Genomic DNA, 19,511 nt, shown 5'->3' with positions numbered 1-19,511 from the left:
CCCCACTCTATGACCGGGGGCACACCCGTCGGGCGCGCGTCTGGAATGGCGGGAACGACGACGCCGTGTGGCACCTAATCTCCCAGGCTGTCCGGGAGCGTGGCGTCGAGCGGAAAGGAGAAGGCTTCGAGCCCCCGGGGTATGAAGTGCCGGATGTAGTCATCCGCGGCCACCGTCATGACGCCCCAGTCCGGATACAGGGGTGCACCCCACCCGAACTGGCAAGTCGAAGACCACATGAAGTCCGGCATCCCCAGCTCACCGATGCTGGTCATCGTGTCGTCGAGGTTCAGGACCTGCTGCACACAGTTCAGATCTCCGACGGTCACAAGGGCGGCGCCCACCAGTTCGTGCCGATAACCCCGCCACCGCGTCACGGTCCAGGTGGCATCAGCGGGCACGAACCCACCCAGCGCCTCTCGGAGGGTCCACACGAAATCTTCGGAAACCCTGCCCCGTGATGAATCCCAGCCGGTCATGTCCGCGCCCGCGTCCGCCGCACGGTGCCGCAGGTCATAGAGGTCGATGGTCCGCAGCTGCTCCCCTTCAGTCACGCCGCCGGGGAGGAACGCAGACCACGGGCTGTAAGCGCCGTCTTCCTCATGGCGCAGCGGCAGAAGGAGCCGGTAGTGAGCCATGCCCCTTCCTGCCAGCGCCGGAGGGACCAGATCGGCTGTGACCGGGTTGCCGTTCTGCATCGCGTACCGCCTATTTGAGCACTTTGCCAGGGTCATCGGGATTCGAGTGGAGGGGCTCCATCGTCGAGCAGAACAGCGGGCTCCACAGCCCCTAGCCGCGTGACCGCACGTCTTCCTGCATCTTGCGCTCCAGCCGACGATCGGAGGCCCTCATGACGAGCCGGAGCGGCCACGCCAGAACAAGGCTGATGACCACCATCGCCAACAGGCGCCACCAGAAGTTCTCCATGCCAGCGGTCAGCGTCTGGCCAATGGCGACGATGACCGCAATACCGATCAAGAAAATTGGGCTTGTTGCCGGGTTCAGAGGTCGTTCCATCACTTCACCGTACGACTCGCCCGGAACAGGTTCCAGTGTTCCAAGGTCATTTTCGGAAACTCTGGCCGGCTGGCCAGTCTGGGGCCGCACTCCAGCACATTCTTAACATTTCAATTGACGGGGACGCAGTACCCCCGGAATCCCGCGCCTGTAGTGTCGCCACATGAGACGAACCACCTGGCTCCGCGCCTTGGCCGCATTACTCCTGGCGGTGGCGCTCGTGTGGTTTTGGGGACGCTACGCCCTGTTTCCAGCGGAGATGACCACCGGGAACGCGCGCTTCATCGGCTGGGGCCTCGCGCTGCTGGCAGGGTTCGGCAGCTACCGGCTCTGGCTGAAGGCCGCGGAACTGAGCGAGGACGGCGAGGGCACTGCACCCACACACAAGCGATGACATGACAGGAACCTCGGACAGACCCGGGATCCTTGTTTCGCCCACGTCGCTGCGGACACGCACGAACACCCCTCTGTGCAAAGTTGTCATACCACCAGTCGCCAGAAGGCTGTCCCCTAATGGCCGCGCGCGCCCTGATACCGGCGCGCCTCTCGCCTCACCCCAGCTCCCCCTGCGCCACCCGCCGCAGGGTGGCGGTGAGCATCTCCAGCCCGGCGAGCATGTCCTCGTCCGAGGTGAACTCGTACTCGTTGTGGGTGATGCCCTGGTGGGAGGGGACGAACAGCATCACGGTGGGCAGCACGTCCTTCACGTTGGTGGAGTCGTGCCCGGCGAGCGTCATGATCCGGGTGTGGGGCAGGTCCAGCTCCGCCACGACCTCCTGGGCGAGCGCCAGTCCTTCAGGGGCGTACTCCAGCACGTCCCATGCGTGGCGGTTCACGGTCTGGATCTCCACGTTCGCGGCCCGCGCAGCCTCCTCCACCTCCTGGGCGAAGTGCTTGTCCGCGGCATTCAGCCGCTCGGTGTCCGGGCTGCGGAGATCGATCACCAGTCGGGCCTCGCGCGCCACCGCCACGGGCGAGTTGGGCTCGATCAGCAGCTCCCCGCACGAGGTGATGACGTCGTGCTCCAGTGCAACCTTCCGGGCCGACGCGATCAGCAGGGAGGCCCCGAGCAGCGCATCCTTGCGGTCCTCGATCAGCGTGGACCCGGTGTGCGCCTGCTCCCCGAGCACCAGGAACTCGTACTTGCGCACGCCCCATGTGGCCTCCACCAGTCCGATCGTGAAGCCGTCCTGCTCCATGGACTTGCCCTGCTGGATGTGCAGCTCCACGTACGCGGTGGCCTCCGGGATGCTGTCCTCGCCGCGCTGGCCCAGGGCATCGAGCGCCTCGCGGACGCTCACGCCGGCGGTGTCCCGGACCTCGAGCGTCTCCTCCAGGTCCCGCTTGCCGGTGTACACCGAGCTGCCCATCATGGAGGGCTTGAACCGGCAGCCCTCCTCGTTGAACCAGTTCACGACGCACAGGTTCCGGCTCAGCTCCACCTCCCCCGACGACGCCGCACGGAACAGTTCCGCGCACGCGTGCGCCCCGGCAAGGACGCCGTACGCGCCGTCGAACCGCCCCGCCCGCGGCTGCGAGTCCAGGTGCGATCCCACCAGCACGTACGGCGCGCCGGGGGTGTGCTCGAAGAGACCGAACTGGTTGCCGATCGCGTCGTAGTGCACGGTGGCCCCGCGTGCCGTGAGCCACCCGGCGAACCACTGCCGGTTCAGTCCGTCCGCCTCGGTGGCGGCCTGGCGCTCCACGCCGCCGGACTCGAGCCCGCCGTTGCGGGACATCTGCGCGAACGCGTCCAGGAAGTCGGAGCTGCTGTGCTGGGTCATGGGCGTGCCTCCCGGGGCGTGTGCGGAGCCGGGACCGACCCGGCGGATGCTCGTGGGGCCATGCTACGGCGCGGGTGTGACGCGCATCTCGCCAGCCGCGCGCCCCAGGGTCGGCACACGCGGTCGCACCACCCCGGCCGCCCTCTGGTGCTTCGACGCACCCCCTGCACGGACGGGCAGTTCCCCGCCCGCGCATTCCGGACGACGACGCCGCACTACGCCTTGCGCGGGCCCCGCACCGCCTTCTCCACACCGCTGGCGAGCAGCAGCGCGCACGTGAGCCAGATGGCTCCGCCCGGACCGAACGGCGCGGCCACCGCACCGGCGGCGACCGGGAGGATCACCTGGCCCAGCCGGTTGCCCATGAGCCGCACGGCGAGCGCGGAGCCGCGCCACGTGCCGGGCACGGACGTGGAGATCAGGGTCATGGTCAGTGGCTGGCCCAGGCCCAGGAAGAACCCACCCACGGCCAGGAAGAGGGAGGCCCACCAGAAGCTGTCCAGGAACAGCGGAGGAACGATCAGCGCCAGTCCGGAGGCCAGCAGGCTCGCGATCAGCAGCGCCCGGCGCGAGTACCTTCCGGACAGCCACGGCAGCAGCAGGCGGGAGGCGATGGATGCCAGCCCCCGAACCCCCAGGAGCACGCCCACCACGGACGGAGCCACTCCCGCGTCCTCCCCCACCAGCGGCAGGAACGCGGTGAGGATGTCGATCATGGCCAGCAGGGACAGCGAGGCCACCATGTTGGACATGATCCCGGGGGTGCGCAGGATGCGCAAGACGTCCGGGCGCTCGTCGGCTCGCGGTGCGTTATGGGCGGGGTCCGACGTCGCGGGTGGTGAGGTGTCCGGCGCGATGGTGCCCTGGGGCGCGGTGGGTGCCGCGGCGTCGTCGTCCGGGGTGCTGGCGGCATCTGCGCTCCGGGGGCTGCCCGCCGCGACCGGACCACAACGGAAGACCAGCAGCGGAGCGGCGAGGACCGTCACGAGCACGCCGATCCACAGGCTCTCGTTCACGGCCGCGAGGCGTTCGGGGGAGGCGATGTCCGAGCCGTGGCCCACGATCCACCCGCCGAGCGCCGGGCCGATCATCTGGCCCGCGGAGAAAGCTGCGGTGAACCACCCGAAGCCCTTGTCCAGGTCCCGGTCCGCGGCGTAGCGCGCGATCGCGGTCTGCCCGCCGATCGTGAAACAGAGGTGGCCCATGCCCAGGACGGCACTCGCGGCGAAGACCAGCCCCACGGAGTTCGCCAGCGCCAGGCCCACCCCGGCGAGGGCGAGCAGCCCCACCCCGGAGAGGATCAGCAGGCGCAGCTGGGGAATCCGGTCCGACATGCGGCCCAGCCACACCGCGCTGACCAGGGGCAGCAGGGCGTAGGCGGCGGTGGTGAGGCCGATGACCACGGGATCCGCGCCGAGCCCCAGCAGCTTGTACGAGGTGATGGGACGGAACAGGTTCAGCCCGGACTGGGTGAGCACCGCGCACGCCACCAGGATCCACAGCCACGTGCTGGACCGGGGCGCGCGGGTGGTCTGGGACATGGGGTCCACACTAGATGGACTGACCGGAGACGTTGATCGCCATCCCCGGGACGGGTCAGGAGAAAGACCTGGTAGACGCCCTCCGTCCACTCCCTGCTCCGCGAAGCCCGGATCACCGAGGCAATCCTTCGGTCCTCCCTGTCTCCTGCAGACAGCTCCACCGCGTGCTCCACGTGTACAGCTCGAGGGCGGCCCTCTCGTCACCTCCCGCCTCTCGCAGGTACGGCGCGAAGCGGGGATCGGAGATGGCCTGCCGGATGGCCGGAAGAGTGTAGCCACTGGTCACGAGGCAATGCCAGCCAGGACGAGAACGCCCCGGTGCCGCCTCTGTCCTGCATGCGCCCGGGGCTTTTTCTGTGTCCACGCTCCGCGAATCCTCCGAACAGGTGCGTGCCGACTCCGCACTGGACATGTCCGCTCGGCACAACTGGACGTTCGGCAGGTGCACCGGTCAGGCACCCGTGAGAACGTACCGGTCCATGTCGGTGTGCAGCGCCCCTCCCGAACGCCCCTCCCCCAGCACGGAGGACACCAGGCGGATCTCCCCCAGGGTCCACTCGGGGCCCTCATAGACGGACAGTGCGTGCACCACGTGGGCGAGCTCGGGGCCGCTGTGCGCGCGGACGCGTGAGCCGCGGCGTCGTTCCTTGGCCTGGCGGGTGCGCTCGGTGCGTGAGGTACGGGCGACGGTGAGGTGGGCGCGCTGGCGGGAGCGCTCCTCGGGGTTCAGGGAGCACCCGTGCATGAGGTCCGCGAGCGCCGCGGTGTCCCCGCCGAGTCCGATCCACAGCGTGGTGCCGGAGAACGATCCCGCCCCGTGCAGGCCCACCCGCAGCGGCGGGAACCCGCGGGCCACCTCCTGCAGGTGCTCCGCGAGATCGGGGACCGCGCCCTCCGGCTGCTCGCCGTAGAACCCCAGGGTCACGTGCCACTGCTCGGGATCGCCCCAGCGCAGGGTGGTGCCGGTCAGGGCGCGCACCTCGGCCAGCGCGTGCACCAGGTGCTCACGGGCGGCGCGGGGAGGGTATGCGGCGGCGAAAAGCCTCATGCGCCCACTCTAGGAGCGGGGGCACCGGAGGACTACCCTGAACCACACCCCACTGTGAGGAGCCGCCGTGCAACCCGCCATGAAGATCTCCCTGTCGCTCACCGCCGTGGGCCTGATCGGTTTCGCGGTGTTCCTCACGTGGCTCCAGGTGGAAGCCATCGACCCCTCCGGCGGTGTTCCCATCGGGCTGGCCATGCTGTGCATGGTCACCGCCCTGCTGGCGATCGGCGGGGTGCTGTGCGTGCTGGCCACCTGGTTGTCGCGCTTCATCGTGGGCAGGGACGACTGACTCCCCGGTGACGGACCCGCCGACGGCGCGCAACCCCGCGCCGTCGGCGTCTCACCGTAGCCGTGACCGCGACCGCAGCCTCACCCGACGAACAGCGTGTCCACCACCCGTTGCAGGTCCGTGCGGTGGGACATCTCCTCCTCGGTGTCCTTGACCTGCGTGACGTGGTCCGTGATCAGCCCGTCCGCCTCCGATCCCAGGAACTTCTCCATGGACTCCTTGGTGTTCACCGTCCACACGATGGCCTTCTTGCCGCCGGCGTGGATCCGGGCGATCCGGTCCGGGGTGGCGGCGTCCTCCTCCAGAATGAGGTAGTCGCCCACGAGCATGTCCGCCTCACCCACGCTGAAGTAGAACAGGTAGCCGGTCTGGATCTCCGGGTGCTTCTCCTCGATGTACGTGATGAGGTCGTAGTCCAGGGACAGCAGCACGGACTGGTCCTCCATGCCCTTCTCCCGGATGGTGCGGATCACGTCCTCCACCATCTGGTGGTCCGCCGTGGGGCCCTTGAGCTCCACGAACATCCCGATCTCGTCCTTCTTCCCGGCGTCCAGGATCTGGTCCAGGGTGGGCACCGGCGCCTCGGAGGGCTGGCTGCCGAACTGGTTGTGGATCTTCAGCCCGGCAATCTGCTCGGACGTCATCTCCTCCATGGTCCGGGAGTCCCCGGTCACGCGCTTGAGGTTGGGGTCGTGGTTGATCATGTACGCGCCGTCCGCGGTGCGCCGCACGTCGAACTCGGAGAACGCCGCCCCCGCCTTGGCTGCGGCGTCCACACCCGCCACGGAGTTCTCCGGGGCCAGGTCCCCGCCGGTGCGGTGGGCCACGACCGCCATGTCGCGGCGCTGCGCGAAGACGTCGTCGAAGTTCGCCGCGAGCAGCGCGGCCAGGCCCACGCACAGCGTCAGCACCAGCGCAACGACTCCCGTGACCAGCCGACGACGACGCCGCGGGGCCTGGTCCCCGGCGTGCCGCACGTCCTCGGCGGTGGGGGCCGGGGTGAACGGCGAGGAACCGCCGGCCTTCTGCACATCCCTCGCCGTCTGCTCCACGTGCGGCGCGGCCACCACGAAGAACGCCGTCTGCACGTAGATGGCGAAGGGCGCCAGGACGAAACCGGCCACCGCCAGCACCACGGCCGCCAGCAGCAGTCCGGTCAGCAGCGCGAAGCGCGCGCCGAAGCTCTGGGGCTCCAGCAGCTCTCCCGGCAGCGCGGCGAGGACCAGGAACACCGCGGCGACCGCACCGGCGATGAGGAACAGCACGAGCAGACGGGGCAGCAGCCCCACGAAGAACAGCCGCGCCTGCTGGCGCACGAGCCGCCACGAGAAGCGGAAGCCGCCCCACACGGTGCTTCCCCGCAGCAGCACCGAGTGGAAGACGAAGATGCTGAGCACCCCGACCACTGCTAGGAGAATGATCAGCACCGTGTACCCGGTCAGGTAGAGCGGGTTCGCGTAGATCACGCTCGTGATGAAGTTCGGGATGCGCAGACCGCTCAGCGCGGAGAGACCGAACCCCATGCCCGTCAGCGGCACCACCAGCCCCACGTACGCCAGGATGAGCAGGCCAGCCGGCTGCACGAAGCGGGGGAACGAGGCCAGAGCGGCCTTGAGGTCCCCCCACAGAGTGCCCTTCCGGTGGCCCTTGAGGCTGTCCGCTGCGATCAGCATGAGGCCGTTGATGTTGATGACGACCAGCAGGCTCAGGACCAGCAGTCCCACGAGCACCAGCACAATGCCCTGCACGGAGAGCAGGAAGGAGAGGTAGTCTCCGCTGGAGATCGCCCTGCGCCCGGACCAGCGGATCAGCCCGGTCAGTGCCAGCCGGAACAGCGGCAGGATCACCAGTCCCACCAGGAGCGCGGCCAGGACCTGGTACTGCAGGAATCGGCCGATCGTGGAGCGGAATCCACCTACCAGACCGCCCAGCGTGAGCTGCCGGGGGAGGTTGCTGCGCGGTCGGCGCGGTGCCGCGGTGGAGGGTGCGGTCGAGGAGGCGACGTCGGTGGACGCACCCGGGGTTTCGGCGGGCATGTGGTGCTCCTGGGGTGTGGGCTCAGTGGGCATCGGCAGGGACCGCCGTGAGGCGTGCGCCCAGCCTACCCACCCGAGGAATGATCTGCGTCACACCCGCGGGGTGGCACCGCTGTCGCCTCAGCGCCGGGGCAGCTCCACGAGCTGCACGTCCGTCAGCCGCCCGGCGTCCGCCGTGACCCGCATGTACGTGCAGTGCGGCTGCCGTCTGCGGTCCGTGGGTGAGCCGGGGTTGAGCAGCCGCATCCCGGAGGGGGCCACGGTGTCCCACGGGATGTGGCTGTGGCCGAACACCAGCACGTCCGTGTCCGGGAACGCGGCGTCCATGCGCTTCTCCCGGCCCTGCTTCGCGCCGGTCTCGTGGGTCATGGCCCAGCGCAGGCCCTCCAGCTCCCACCGGGCGGTCTCCGGCATCTGCGCGCGCAGCTCGGGGCCGTCGTTGTTGCCCCACACGCACACCAGGCGGCGGGAGCGCTCCCGCAGCGCCTCGAACGTGGCCAGGTCCACCCAGTCACCGGCGTGCACGACGACGTCCGCGGCCTCCACCTCGTCCCACACCTGCGTGGGCAGGTCCTTGGCGCGCTTGGGCAGGTGGGTGTCCGCGAGCAGCAGCAGAGAAGTGGTCATGGCTCCATTCTCGCGCGCTCGTGGACGGCCCCGGTTCCCGCAGCGCAGAGCCCCGCGGCCCAGGGGGACGAGCCGGAGGGTGGAACCCCGGGGGCGGCGGCGTCGTCGTGCTCGGCAAGGGCCGGGCGGCCCGAGGGCCCGGCTGCCGGCACCTCAGCGGGAGGGGACGGTGGGGTCGCCCGGGAAGAGACGGGGACCCAGCCAGACCGAGACGTAGACCAGTGCCACGAGCACCGGGACCTCGATCAGCGGACCCACCACTCCGGCCAGCGCCTGGCCGGAGGTGACCCCGAACGTCCCGATGGCCACCGCGATGGCGAGCTCGAAGTTGTTGCCCGCGGCGGTGAACGCCACGGTGGTGGACCTGGCGTAGCCCAGCCCGGCGGCGCGGGAGCCGAACATCCCCAGCGCGAACATGATGGCGAAGTAGCACAGCAGGGGAAGGGCGATCCGGGCCACGTCCCACGGCTGCGAGATGACGGCTTCCCCCTGGAGCGCGAAGAGCACCACGATGGTGAACAGCAGCCCGTACAGTGCCCAGGGTCCGATCCGAGGCAGGAAGCGCTCCTCGTACCACTGCCGTCCCTTGGCCCGCTCGCCCAGCACGCGGGTGAGGAACCCGGCGAGCAGCGGGATGCCCAGGAACACGAGCACGGAGACCACGATGGCCCCCACCGAGAACTCGGCGGACGTGGTGGGCAGGCCCAGCCAGGCGGGCAGCACCTGCAGGTAGAACCACCCCAGCAGGCCGAACGCGAGCACCTGGAACACGGAGTTGACGGCCACCAGCACCGCGGCGGCCTCCCGGTCACCGCACGCCAGGTCGTTCCAGATCAGCACCATGGCAATGCACCGGGCCAGACCCACGATCACCAGTCCCGTGCGGTACTCGGGCAGCTCCGGCAGCAGCAGCCACGCGAGCGCGAACATCACCGCCGGGCCCACCACCCAATTGAGCAGCAGGGAGAGGACCAGCAGGCGCCGGTCCCCGGTGACCCGGGAGGTCTCGTCGTAGCGGACCTTGGCCAGGACCGGGTACATCATCACCAGCAGACCCAGGGCGATGGGCAGGGAGACCTGACCCACCCTCACGGACTCCAGGGCCGTTCCCAGGGCGGGGACGAAGCGCCCGAGCAGCAGCCCTGCCGCCATGGCCACCAGGATCCACACGGGAAGCCAGCGGTCCAGGAAGGACATCTCCCGCAGCACCGAGGGGCTCTCGCCGGGCCGGGTGGACGGGGAGGCGGTCATGGGTGGGAGGTCCTTCGCGTGGCGGGTGTGCGGGAGCCGAGGGCGCTCAGCACTCGATGACGTTCACGGCCAGACCGCCGCGGGAGGTCTCCTTGTACTTGATCTTCATGTCCGCGCCGGTCTCGCGCATGGTCTTGACCACTTGGTCCAGGGAGACCTTGTGGATGCCGTCGCCCTGCATGGACAGCCGCGCGGAGTTGATGGCCTTGACGCTGGCGATCGCGTTGCGCTCGATGCACGGGATCTGCACGAGCCCACCCACGGGGTCGCACGTGAGGCCCAGGTTGTGCTCGATGCCCATCTCCGCGGCGCACTCCACCTGGCGGGCGCTGCCGCCGAGCACGGCACACAGTCCGGCCGCCGCCATGGAGCACGCGGAGCCCACCTCACCCTGGCAGCCCACCTCGGCGCCGGAGATGGACGCATTCTCCTTGATCACGATCCCGATCGCGGCGGCGGTGAGCAGGAAGTCCACGATCTTGTCGTCGCACGCGTCCTCCATGAACCGCGTGTAGAAGTGCAGCACCGCCGGGATGATCCCGGCCGCGCCATTGGTGGGGGCCGTGACGATCCGCCCGCCGGACGCGTTCTCCTCGTTCACCGCGAGCGCATACAGGTTCACCCAGTCCATGCCGTACAGGGGATCGTTGCCGGGCTCCTTGGTCAGCAGGCGCTTGCGCATCTCCGGCGCACGACGCCGCACCTTCAGTCCCCCGGGCAGGGTCTTCTCCTCGCGGGTGCAGCCGTTCTCCACGCACTCCTGCATGACGGACCAGATGTGCAGCAGCTGGTCCCGGGTCTCCTGGGCGGGCCGCCACGAGAGCTCGTTGGCGGCCATGACCTGTGCGATGGACAGGTTCTCGGTCTCGCAGATGGCCAGCAGCTCGTCACCCGTGCTGAACGGGTACTTCACCGGGGTGGTGTCCTCCACGATCTTGTCCGCGCTGCTCTTGGAGTCGTCCACCACGAAGCCGCCGCCCACCGAGTAGTAGACGCTGTCGCGGACGACGTCCCCGGCGTCGTCGTACGCCGTGAAGCTCATGCCATTGGGGTGGGTGGGCAGGGATTTGCGGCGGTGCATGACCACGTCCTGCGCGCGGTCGAACGCGATGGGGTGCTGGCCGTCCAGCAACAACTCCCCCTTCTCGCTCGCGAGCGCGACCATCTCGTCCGCGCGGTCGGTGTCCACGGTCTCAGGGTCCTCACCCATGAGTCCCAGGACCACGGCCTTGTCCGAGCCGTGGCCCCACCCGGTGGCACCCAGGGAGCCGAAGAGCTGGGAGTGCACACGGGTCACGGAGCCCAGCAGGGCGTCGTCGGCGAGGCCCGCCACGAAGAGCCGGGCGGCCCGCATGGGGCCCACCGTGTGGGAGGACGACGGTCCGATACCCACCGAGAACAAATCAAGAGCACTGAGCGCCATGGCCACATCTCCCCACTGTCGAACGTCACCGGCGGCACGGATGAGCGGCCGGGAGTCGTGCGATCCTGCGGGGCGCGTGAGCCCGCACGGAACGGACCCACGGTACGTGGGAGGCAGGGGGTGGGCAACCTCCGAAAGGAGGGGGGCCCACCCCCTCGGCGGGGCGAGCAGGCGTACGCTGCGGGGTCGGCGGACGACGCCGCAGAGCCAAGGCGCGCGACGTCGGGGCCCGGGCTTCCGGCGGTCCGGTCAGAACTCCCAGTCCGCGTCGGTGGTGTCCTCCCCCTTGCCCATCACGTAGCTGGAGCCCGAGCCGCTGAAGAAGTCGTGGTTCTCGTCGCTGCCCGGGGACAGGGCGGCCAGGATCTCGGGGTTCACGCGGGTCTCCTCCGCAGAGAAGCGTTCGGGGTAGCCCAGGTTCATGAGCGCCTTGTTGGCGTTGTACCGCACGAACACGGCCACGTCGTCCATCAGCCCCAGCGGTTCATAGAGCGCACCCGAGTAGCGCAGCTCCAGGTCGTAGAGCGTCTCCAGCAGCCCGAACGTGAACTCCTGCATCTCCGCCCGCTCGGCGGCGGTGTGCTCCTCGAGCCCCCGCTGGTACTTGTAGCCGGAGTAGTAGCCGTGCACGGCCTTGTCCCGCAGGATCAGCCGGATCATGTCCGCGGTGTTCGTGAGCGTGGCGTGCACGGAGAAGTGCAGCGGCAGGTAGAAGCCCGCGTACAGCAGCAGGGAGGACAGCAGGGTGGAGGAGACCTTGCGCTTGAGCGGGTCCTCCCCCGCGTAGTGCCGCAGCACCTGCTTGCAGCGCTGCTGCAGCAGGTCGTTGCCAACGGCCCACTCGTACGCGGCCTCGATCTCCGGGGTGGTGGCGAGCGTGGAGAACACGGAGGAGTAGGAGCGGGCGTGCACCGACTGCATGAACGCGATGTTCGTGTACACCGCCTCCTCGTGCTCGGTGCGGGCGTCCTGGATCTGGCAGATCTCCCCCACCGTGGCCTGCACGGTGTCCAGCATGGTCAGCCCGGTGAACACCTGCATGGTCAGGGTCCGCTCCTCCTCCCGCATCCGCTGCCACGCGGGGATGTCGTTGGACAGCGGAACCTTCTCCGGGAGCCAGAAGTTCGCGGTCAGCCGGTTCCACACCTCCAGGTCCTTGCCGTCCGGCACACGGTTCCAGTTCACCGGGCGCAGGCGCGCGGACGGGTTCTTCCGGTAGGCGGGCGGGGTGATCGAGTGCTGCGGGTACAGGGGTTCGGTGCTCATGCGGGGTCCGTTCTGTCGTGTGCGGGGGGTTCGACGGGTGCGGGGGACGACGTCGCCCGCGCACCCGGGGGGCCGCGTCACCCGCCCGGGGTGGGCGGCGCAGCCGGCCCAGGAGGGCGACGTCGCCCCATGAGCCGAGCGGGCGGCGTCGTCAGCGGGGCGGCGGCGCCACCGGCGAGGCGCGGGGTTTCAGAGGGCGCAGGACACGCAGCCCTCCACGGCGGTGCCCTCCAGGGCAAGCTGGCGCAGCCGGATGTAGTAGAGGGTCTTGATGCCCCGGCGCCACGCGTGGATCTGGGCGCGGTTGATGTCCCGGGTGGTCGCGGTGTCCTCGAAGAACAGGGTCAGGGAGAGCCCCTGGTCCACGTGCCGGGTGGCGGCGGCGTAGGTGTCGATGATCTTCTCGGGGCCGATCTCGTAGGCATCCCGGAAGTACTCCGCGTTCTCGTTGCTCAGGTGCGGCGCCGGGTAGTAGACCCGCCCGAGCCTGCCCTCCTTGCGGATCTCGATCTTCGCCGCCACCGGGTGGATGGAGGCGGTGGCGTGGTTGATGTAGCTGATGGACCCGGTGGGCGGCACCGCTTGCAGGTAGGCGTTGTAGATGCCGTGCTCCCGTACCGAGTCCCGCAGCTGCTCCCACTGGGCCACCGTGGGCAGGGAGATCCCGGCGTCCCGGAACAGCCCCCGCACCCGCTGCGTGGCGGGCTCCCACGGCTCGGCCACGTACGGCTCGAAGTAGCTGCCGTCCGCGTAGGAGCTGCGCTCGAAGCCCTCGAACCGCTCGCCCCGCTCGATGGCGAGCCGGTTGGAGGCGCTCAGGGCATGGAACGCGACGGTGCGGAAGTAGGCGTCCGTGAAGTCGACCCCCTCCTCGCTGCCGTAGTGGATCCGCTGCGAGGCCAGGTAGCCGTGCAGGTTCATCTGCCCCAGCCCGATCGCGTGCGACGCCGCGTTGCCGGCCGCGACCGAGGGCACCGCGGCCACGTCCGTCTGCTCGGACACGCTGGTCAGCGCCCGCACGGCCGTCTCCACCGATCCCCCGAAGTCCGGGGCGGCCATCATCCGGGCGATATTGAGCGAGCCCAGGTTGCAGGAGATGTCGTGGCCCACGGTCTCGTAGCCCAGCGCGGCGTCGTACTCGGAGGCCGTGTTCACCTGCAGGATCTCCGAGCACAGGTTGGACATGTTCACGTGGCCGTCCAGGGGGTTCGCGCGGTTCACGGTGTCCTCGAACAGCACGTAGGGGTATCCGGACTCGAACTGCAGCTCCGCCAGGGTCTTGAAGAACTCGCGGGCGCTGATGGTCGTGGAGCGGATGCGGGGGTTGGCCACGAACTCGTCGTAGTGCTCGGTCACGGACTGGTCGGACAGCGGCACGCCCGTCTCCCGCAGCACGTCGTAGGGGCTGAACAGGTGCATCTCCCGGTTCTGCTTCGCGAGCTCGAACGTGATGTCCGGGATGACCACGCCCAGGGACAGGGTCTTGATGCGGACCTTCTCGTCCGCGTTCTCCCGCTTGGTGTCCAGGAAGGCCATGATGTCCGGGTGGTGGGCGTGCAGGTACACCGCGCCCGCCCCCTGCCGCGCGCCCAGCTGGTTCGCGTAGCTGAACGAGTCCTCCAGGATCTTCATCACCGGCACCACCCCGGACGCCTGGTGCTGCACCTTCTTGATGGGCGCCCCGGCCTCGCGCAGGTTGCTCAGCAGCAGGGCCACTCCGCCCCCGCGCTTGGACAGCTGCAGCGCCGAGTTCACGCTGCACCCGATGGACTCCAGGTTGTCCTCCAGCCGCAGCAGGAAGCAGGAGACGAGCTCGCCCCGCTGGGCCTTGCCCGCGTTCAGGAACGTGGGCGTGGCTGGCTGGAACCTCCCGGACAGCATCTCGGCCACGAGCTGCTCCGCCATCTCCTCGTCCCCCCGCCCCAGGTACAGGGCGGTGGCGACGACGCGCTGGCCGAAGTCCTCCAGGTACGCCGCGCCGTCGAACGTGGTCAGGGCGTAGGACGTGAAGAACTTGAACGCCCCCAGGAACGTCTGGAACCGGTGGTCCGCGTCCCGCGCAGTGTGGTGCAGCCGCTCCACGAACTCGCGGGGGTAGGCGCGCAGGAACTGCTCCTCGTAGTACTCGTGGGCCACGAGCCACTCGAGCCGGTCCCACACGGAGTCGAAGTGGCGGGTGCGCGGGGCCACGTGCTGCGCGAGGTAGGCCGCCACGGCCTCCCGGTCCTTCTCGAACTGGATGGAGCCGTCCGGGGCGAAGAGGTTCAGCTGCGCGTTCAGGGCGTGGTAGTCCCGGCGGGTGCCGATCCCCTCCTGCGCCGGCAACCGGTCGGTGCCGTCCTGCCGGTGGGCGCCGTCCTGCGGGTCGGAGAGTTGCTCTGCGCTGGGGGTGCCGTGCGGGACGGGGGCCTCCTGCGTCGTGGTGGCGGGGCGGGTCATACGGGGTCCTTCCTGGGGGTGGGCACGGGGATGGTGTGGAGCGCGTCCACGGGGCTCTGCTGCCGGGACCAGAACTCGTCCAGCCCCTCGCCGACCCGGGCGACGTCCTGCGACGTCCCCAGCAGCTCGAAGCGGTACAGCTCCGGCACGCGGCACTTGGCGGAGACGATGGGCCCGGCGAGGCAGTAGTACGGCCCGAAGTTCGTGTTGCCGGAAGTGATCACGCCGCGGATCAGTGCGCGGTTGACGGGGTCGTTCAGGAACTGGACCACCTGCTTGGGCACTGCCCCGGAGCGCTCTCCGCCGCCGTAGGTGGGCAGCACCAGGACGTAGGGGCGGGCCACGCGGATCATGCCCTCCACCCCCGGGCGCAGGGGGATCCGCACGGCGGCCCGGTCCAGGCGCTCCACGAAGCGGCGCGTGTTCTCGGAGACGCTCGAGAAGTAGACCAGGTCCGGTGACTCGTCCTCGCCGAGGTCGCGGAACCGCAGCACTCTCCGCCCGGTCCGCACGATTCCTGCGCTCATGCGGTGCCACCCTTCCGTTCTCAGGTGCGCCTCGGGCAGTGAGCCCGAGACACAAGATGTAGTTACTGACGTGCCGACCAGCACTACATCTAGTGGTACCACGGGAAAGTCCTCAGCGCTACGTTATGGCGTAGTCAATTGTTCGTGTTGACGAACTGGGCCCCTCGCACCCCTGTCCCGGACCGCCACGAAGGTGTCGCCCCCTTCACGAGGACCGGGGGCGTACCCACCCACCGGAGAGGATGCGAACTTTCCCCACCCGCTTCTTAGTCCCCCTATCATTTTCCCCGCACAGAATGGTCAACCGGCCAGGAAAAGACTGGCCATTTGGCCATTGTCCTGCTGATAACGATCGGATTACGGTGAGAAGGCACTCGTTGACCCGCCTCTGACCTGCGGCGATGGGCCACCACGTGTCGACAGGTGCACGAGTGGTATCCGCTGGACCGGCGCTGCACGGCGCGGGAACCGGCGTGTCCTTGTCATTGGTGAAATCCCCCCGGATTTCCACAGGAGCAGATCGAAGGTTCCCCTCATGAAGAAGCAGAACGCGTTTTTCGCAACAGCAGCGGCAGCGGCGGTCGTCCTGGGCACCGTCTCCCCCGGCATGGCCACCCCGGCCCCCGCCCCCGCGCCGGCGAGCAGCACCATCAACCAGCAGGCCAAGGTTCTGGACGTCACCGGCGGCGAGTACGTGGTCATGCTGGAGCTGCCGGCCTCGGCCTCCGGTGCCACCACCAGCGCTGCCGCCAAGTCCGCCGTGGCCAGCACCACCCAGAAGCAGACCGCCAAGTGGCAGTCCAAGGGCGTGAAGGTCAAGCAGCAGTTCAAGAACATCGGCGGCTTCACCGCTGACCTCACCCCCGCCCAGGTCAAGGCCCTGGACGCCGATCCCGGCGTGGCCGTGGTGGAGAAGAACAAGACGGTCCGCGCGAGCGCCACGCAGTCCGGCGCCACCTGGGGCCTGGACCGTTCGGACCAGAAGGACCTGCCGCTCAACGGCTCCTACTCCTACAGCGCCACGGGCCAGGGAGTCACCGCGTTCATCATCGACACCGGCGTGCGGGCCTCCCACTCGGAGTTCCGGGGTCGCATTGATCCCGGTGTCACGGCCGTCGATGATGGCCGAGGCAGCAGCGACTGCAACGGCCACGGCACGCACGTGGCCGGCACCACGGCGGGCACCAAGTACGGCGTGGCCAAGTCCGCGAAAGTGGTCCCCGTGCGTGTGCTGGGCTGCGACGGCGTAGGCTCCACCGCGGGCATCGTGGCCGGCATGGACTGGGTCTCCTCCAACGCGAAGGGCCCCTCCGTGGCGAACATGAGCCTGGGCGGCGACACCTCCGCGGCCCTCGACAACGCCATCGGGCGGATGTCCCGCGCCGGCGTGGTGCCCCTGGTCGCGGCGGGCAACGACTACGAGAACGCGTGCAACTTCTCCCCGGCGCGCGCGAGCGCCGGCATCACCGTGGGCTCCACGGACCGCCGGGACCAGCTCTCCGAGTTCTCCAACTGGGGCTCGTGCGTGGACATCCTGGCCCCCGGCACGGACATCACCTCCGCGTGGCCGTCCAGCGACTCGGGGACCAACACGATCTCCGGCACCTCCATGGCCACTCCCCACGTGGCGGGCGCGGCAGCCCTGTACTTGCAGCAGCACCCCAACGCGAGTGTCGGTGAGGTGGAGCGCGCCCTCAAGAACAGCGCCACGCCCAACACCATCGACTACGTCAACGGGTCCCCGAACCTCATGCTGAACACCACGGTGCTCACCGGCGGCCGCTGACCGGTTCTCCCACGGCCCCCGGTCTCAGACCGCCGGGTGGTCCGTGAGAGCGTGCGGCGCGGCACGGCGGAGCTCACCGAACGCCGCACCGCCGCGCTGACGGGAGAGGCCCACCCCGCTCGGGGTGGGCCTCTCCTGCGTCTGGTGCCCAGCGCTCACGGCCGCCATCCCCGGTGCCCTCGGCCCGGTGCACCCGCGTTCGGGGACGACGACGCCGCTGCGCCCAGCTCCGGCCTCTCCGCACCGCACAGGGTCACCGGGCCACACCGCCCCAGGTCCCCTCGCAGCACCGTGCCACCGGGTCGCACCGGGTTCACCTGTCCCCGCGGCGTGCCTCCTCCAGGGCGTCCGCGGCGCGGATGAGCCCCAGGTGGCTGAACGCCTGGGGGAAGTTGCCCGCGAGCCGCCCCCGTGCGACGTCGTACTCCTCGGAGAGCAGACCGAGGTCCGAGGCGAAACCCACCGTGGTGCGCATGAGCTGCGCGGCGTCCTGGACCCGGCCGCAGCGCGCGTACTGCTCCACGAGCCAGAAGGTGCAGATCACGAACGGCGCCTCCTCGCCGGAGAGCCCGTCCGCGGACTGCCCGCCCGCGGCGGTGCGGTACCGGCGCAGCTGCCCGTGCTCCACCTGCAGATCGCGTTCGATCCGCTCCACGGTGCGCAGCATCGCCGGGTGGTCCGGGGCGATGAAGCCCGTGTGGGGCAGCTGCAGCAGGGACGCGTCCACCTCGGTGCCGCCGTAGGTCTGGGTGAAGATGCCCAACTCCTGGTTGTAGCCCTTCTCCCAGATCTCGGTGTGCAGCCGGTCCCGCAGCCGGGTCCAGCGCTCCACGTCCCCCGCGAGGCCGTGCTCGCGCACCGCCCGCAGGCCCTCGTTGAACGCGGTCCACATCATCACGCGCCCGTGGGTGAAGAACTGCGGCTCCCCGCGCATCTCCCAGATCCCGTTGTCCGGGGTGTCCATGTGGAGCTCGCAGAAGGACATGAGGTTGCACTGCAGCCCCCACGAGTAGTCGTTCTCCTCCTGGCCCGCGTCCCGCAGGGTGGCCAGGGCCATCATGACCTCACCGGCCACATCCGCCTGGTACTGGTCCTCCGCGCCGTTGCCGATCCGCACCGGACGGGAGCCCTCGTAGCCGCTCAGGTGGTCCAGCTCGGACTCGGTGATGTTGCGGCGCCCGTCCACGCCGTAGAGGATCTTCAGCTGGTCCGGGTTCCCGGCGACCGCCCGCAGCAGCCAGTCCCGCCACAGCAGCGCGCCGTGCTGGTGGCCGCGCTTCACGAGCGCCCCGATGGTCAGCGCGGCGTCCCGCAGCCACGTGTGGCGGTAGTCCCAGTTGCGCTCGCCCCCGAAGTCCTCCGGCAGAGCGGCCGTGGGCGCCGCCACGATCCCCCCGGTCTCGGAGTGGGTCAGGGCGCGCAGCACCAGCAGGGAGCGCTTGATGATCTCGTGGTACTCGCCGTCGCAGTCCACCGCGGAGGCCCAGTCGGTCCAGAAGGTGTGGGTGGCCTGCTGCGCGCGGTCGGGATCCGCGGGCACCAGCAGCTCGCGGTAGGACTCGCTCCACGTGAGCACCCAGTCCAGCTGCTCGCCGGCCTGCATGCGGAACGTGCCACGGTGGCCCCGGCGCAGGCCCTCCAGCACGCGGATGTCCGCGCCCGGTCCGTGGGCGGCGTCGTGGTCCACCGCCACGTCCTCACCGTCCCGGCCCAGCTGGTAGGGCTGCAGCTGCGGGCCCGTGAGCAGCAGCGCGTCCGGGCCGGCGACGGCGAGCAGGCCCTTCCCGTCCGTCTCCCCGGAGCGCGCCTCGCGCGCGGCGCGGTGCACGCGCTCCCGGAAGTGGCGGTACCAGTGCGCGGCGCGGGGCTCTCCCGCCGCGTCCTCGGCGGGCGTGTCCCCTGTGGCGTCCCCCGCATCCCGGGTGCCGGTCTCCGGGTCGTGCGCGGACGACGTCGCTCCCCGCGTGCCGTCCGCCGCGTGCGGGGCGTGGCTGGTGCCCACCGGGTGCGGCTCGGAGGGTGAGTCCTGCATGTGCGCGCAGTCGTCCCCGTTGGAGTGGCTGTCCAGGTCCACGCGGCGCACCCACGGGGTGATGCGCCCGTAGTCGAAGCGGATCCGCAGGTCGTGCTCCACCTCCACGGTGCCCTCCAGGCACTTCACCCGGCGCACGAGGTCCGCGTGGTCGTCACTGGGCGGCAGGAAGTCCGTGACGAGCACCCGGCCCGTGGGGGTCTGCCACTCGGTCTCCAGGATGAACGTCTCCGGGACGTACCGGCGAGAGACCACCTCTCCGTCCACCGCGCTGAGCTTCCAGCGGCCGTTGTCCTCGTCCCCCAGCAGCGCGCAGAACACGGCGGGAGAGTCGAAGCGCGGGAAGCACAGCCAGTCGATGCTGCCCTCCCGGGAGACCAGCGGTCCCGTGTGCAGATCGGCCAGCAGGGCGTAGTCCTCCAAGGGGGTGCTCATGCGGGCCATT

Annotated in this window: 16 protein-coding genes; 3 read left to right on the top strand and 13 right to left on the bottom strand. The window is 69.8% G+C overall.

Annotation, left to right across the window (positions count from 1 at the left end; all coding sequences use genetic code 11):
• Positions 1-74: 74 nt before the first annotated feature.
• Together EAE32_RS01680 and EAE32_RS01675 are read right to left on the bottom strand one after the other, a co-directional pair.
• Positions 75-638 (bottom strand): hypothetical protein, encoded by a 564-nt coding sequence (locus EAE32_RS01680; protein ID WP_121845158.1) that lies wholly within the window; start codon positions 636-638, stop codon positions 75-77.
• Positions 639-789: 151 nt separating this feature from the next.
• Positions 790-1,017 carry a hypothetical protein gene (locus EAE32_RS01675; RefSeq protein ID WP_124035148.1) on the bottom strand — a complete coding sequence of 76 codons (228 nt, stop codon included), beginning with the start codon at positions 1,015-1,017 and terminating at the stop codon, positions 790-792.
• Positions 1,018-1,180: 163 nt separating this feature from the next.
• Between EAE32_RS01675 and EAE32_RS01670 the strand changes: the two genes are divergently transcribed.
• A complete protein-coding gene (locus EAE32_RS01670) occupies positions 1,181-1,411 on the top strand; it encodes a hypothetical protein (RefSeq protein ID WP_121845160.1) in 231 nt (76 codons plus the stop codon).
• A 157-nt stretch (positions 1,412-1,568) separates the two neighbouring features.
• Here the strand turns inward: EAE32_RS01670 and EAE32_RS01665 are convergent, their stop codons facing one another.
• The 3 genes from EAE32_RS01665 to thpR all read right to left on the bottom strand — a co-directional run bounded on the left by EAE32_RS01665 (position 1,569) and on the right by thpR (position 5,390).
• Positions 1,569-2,801 (bottom strand): M20 family metallo-hydrolase, encoded by a 1,233-nt coding sequence (locus EAE32_RS01665; protein ID WP_121863978.1) that lies wholly within the window; start codon positions 2,799-2,801, stop codon positions 1,569-1,571.
• A 215-nt stretch (positions 2,802-3,016) separates the two neighbouring features.
• Entirely contained in the window at positions 3,017-4,342 is a 1,326-nt protein-coding gene (locus tag EAE32_RS01660) for an MFS transporter (protein ID WP_121863977.1), read from the bottom strand.
• A gap of 451 nt (positions 4,343-4,793) precedes the next feature.
• Positions 4,794-5,390 carry an RNA 2',3'-cyclic phosphodiesterase gene (thpR, locus tag EAE32_RS01650; RefSeq protein ID WP_121863975.1) on the bottom strand — a complete coding sequence of 199 codons (597 nt, stop codon included), beginning with the start codon at positions 5,388-5,390 and terminating at the stop codon, positions 4,794-4,796.
• 67 nt (positions 5,391-5,457) lie between these two features.
• On the opposite strand from thpR, the gene EAE32_RS01645 reads away from it, so the two are divergent.
• A complete protein-coding gene (locus EAE32_RS01645) occupies positions 5,458-5,679 on the top strand; it encodes a hypothetical protein (RefSeq protein ID WP_121863974.1) in 222 nt (73 codons plus the stop codon).
• 80 nt (positions 5,680-5,759) lie between these two features.
• Here the strand turns inward: EAE32_RS01645 and EAE32_RS01640 are convergent, their stop codons facing one another.
• From EAE32_RS01640 to nrdI, 7 genes are all read right to left on the bottom strand, one after another.
• Positions 5,760-7,715 carry a glycerophosphodiester phosphodiesterase family protein gene (locus EAE32_RS01640; RefSeq protein WP_165860434.1) on the bottom strand — a complete coding sequence of 652 codons (1,956 nt, stop codon included), beginning with the start codon at positions 7,713-7,715 and terminating at the stop codon, positions 5,760-5,762.
• A gap of 120 nt (positions 7,716-7,835) precedes the next feature.
• The gene (locus EAE32_RS01635) at positions 7,836-8,342 is read right to left on the bottom strand and encodes a metallophosphoesterase family protein (protein ID WP_121863972.1); all 507 of its coding nucleotides are present in this window, start codon (positions 8,340-8,342) and stop codon (positions 7,836-7,838) included.
• 153 nt (positions 8,343-8,495) lie between these two features.
• Positions 8,496-9,593: an ACR3 family arsenite efflux transporter gene (gene arsB, locus EAE32_RS01630; protein WP_121863971.1), complete on the bottom strand. Its 1,098-nt coding sequence runs from the start codon at positions 9,591-9,593 to the stop codon at positions 8,496-8,498.
• Between the two features lie 46 nt (positions 9,594-9,639).
• Positions 9,640-11,016 carry an L-serine ammonia-lyase gene (locus EAE32_RS01625; RefSeq protein ID WP_121863970.1) on the bottom strand — a complete coding sequence of 459 codons (1,377 nt, stop codon included), beginning with the start codon at positions 11,014-11,016 and terminating at the stop codon, positions 9,640-9,642.
• A gap of 249 nt (positions 11,017-11,265) precedes the next feature.
• Entirely contained in the window at positions 11,266-12,282 is a 1,017-nt protein-coding gene (gene nrdF, locus EAE32_RS01620; RefSeq protein WP_121846857.1) for a class 1b ribonucleoside-diphosphate reductase subunit beta, read from the bottom strand.
• A gap of 189 nt (positions 12,283-12,471) precedes the next feature.
• Entirely contained in the window at positions 12,472-14,721 is a 2,250-nt protein-coding gene (gene nrdE / locus EAE32_RS01615) for a class 1b ribonucleoside-diphosphate reductase subunit alpha (protein ID WP_121863969.1), read from the bottom strand.
• The gene (gene nrdI / locus EAE32_RS01610) at positions 14,718-15,248 is read right to left on the bottom strand and encodes a class Ib ribonucleoside-diphosphate reductase assembly flavoprotein NrdI (RefSeq protein WP_121863968.1); all 531 of its coding nucleotides are present in this window, start codon (positions 15,246-15,248) and stop codon (positions 14,718-14,720) included. Before nrdI ends, nrdE begins: the two co-directional genes overlap by 4 nt.
• Before the next feature lie 535 nt (positions 15,249-15,783).
• Between nrdI and EAE32_RS01605 the strand changes: the two genes are divergently transcribed.
• The gene (locus EAE32_RS01605; RefSeq protein ID WP_121863967.1) at positions 15,784-17,034 is read left to right on the top strand and encodes a S8 family peptidase; all 1,251 of its coding nucleotides are present in this window, start codon (positions 15,784-15,786) and stop codon (positions 17,032-17,034) included.
• Between the two features lie 313 nt (positions 17,035-17,347).
• Here EAE32_RS01605 and EAE32_RS01600 read toward each other — a convergent pair whose 3' ends face one another.
• Positions 17,348-19,501 carry a glycoside hydrolase family 15 protein gene (locus EAE32_RS01600; protein ID WP_243635530.1) on the bottom strand — a complete coding sequence of 718 codons (2,154 nt, stop codon included), beginning with the start codon at positions 19,499-19,501 and terminating at the stop codon, positions 17,348-17,350.
• Positions 19,502-19,511 lie beyond the last annotated feature (10 nt).

It is taken from the genome of Kocuria tytonicola (genome assembly GCF_003687175.1).
Classification (GTDB): Bacteria; Actinomycetota; Actinomycetes; order Actinomycetales; family Micrococcaceae; genus Kocuria; species Kocuria tytonicola.
The sequence above is the reverse complement of the archived record's forward strand: the minus strand, read 5'-3'. Positions and strand labels throughout refer to the sequence as shown.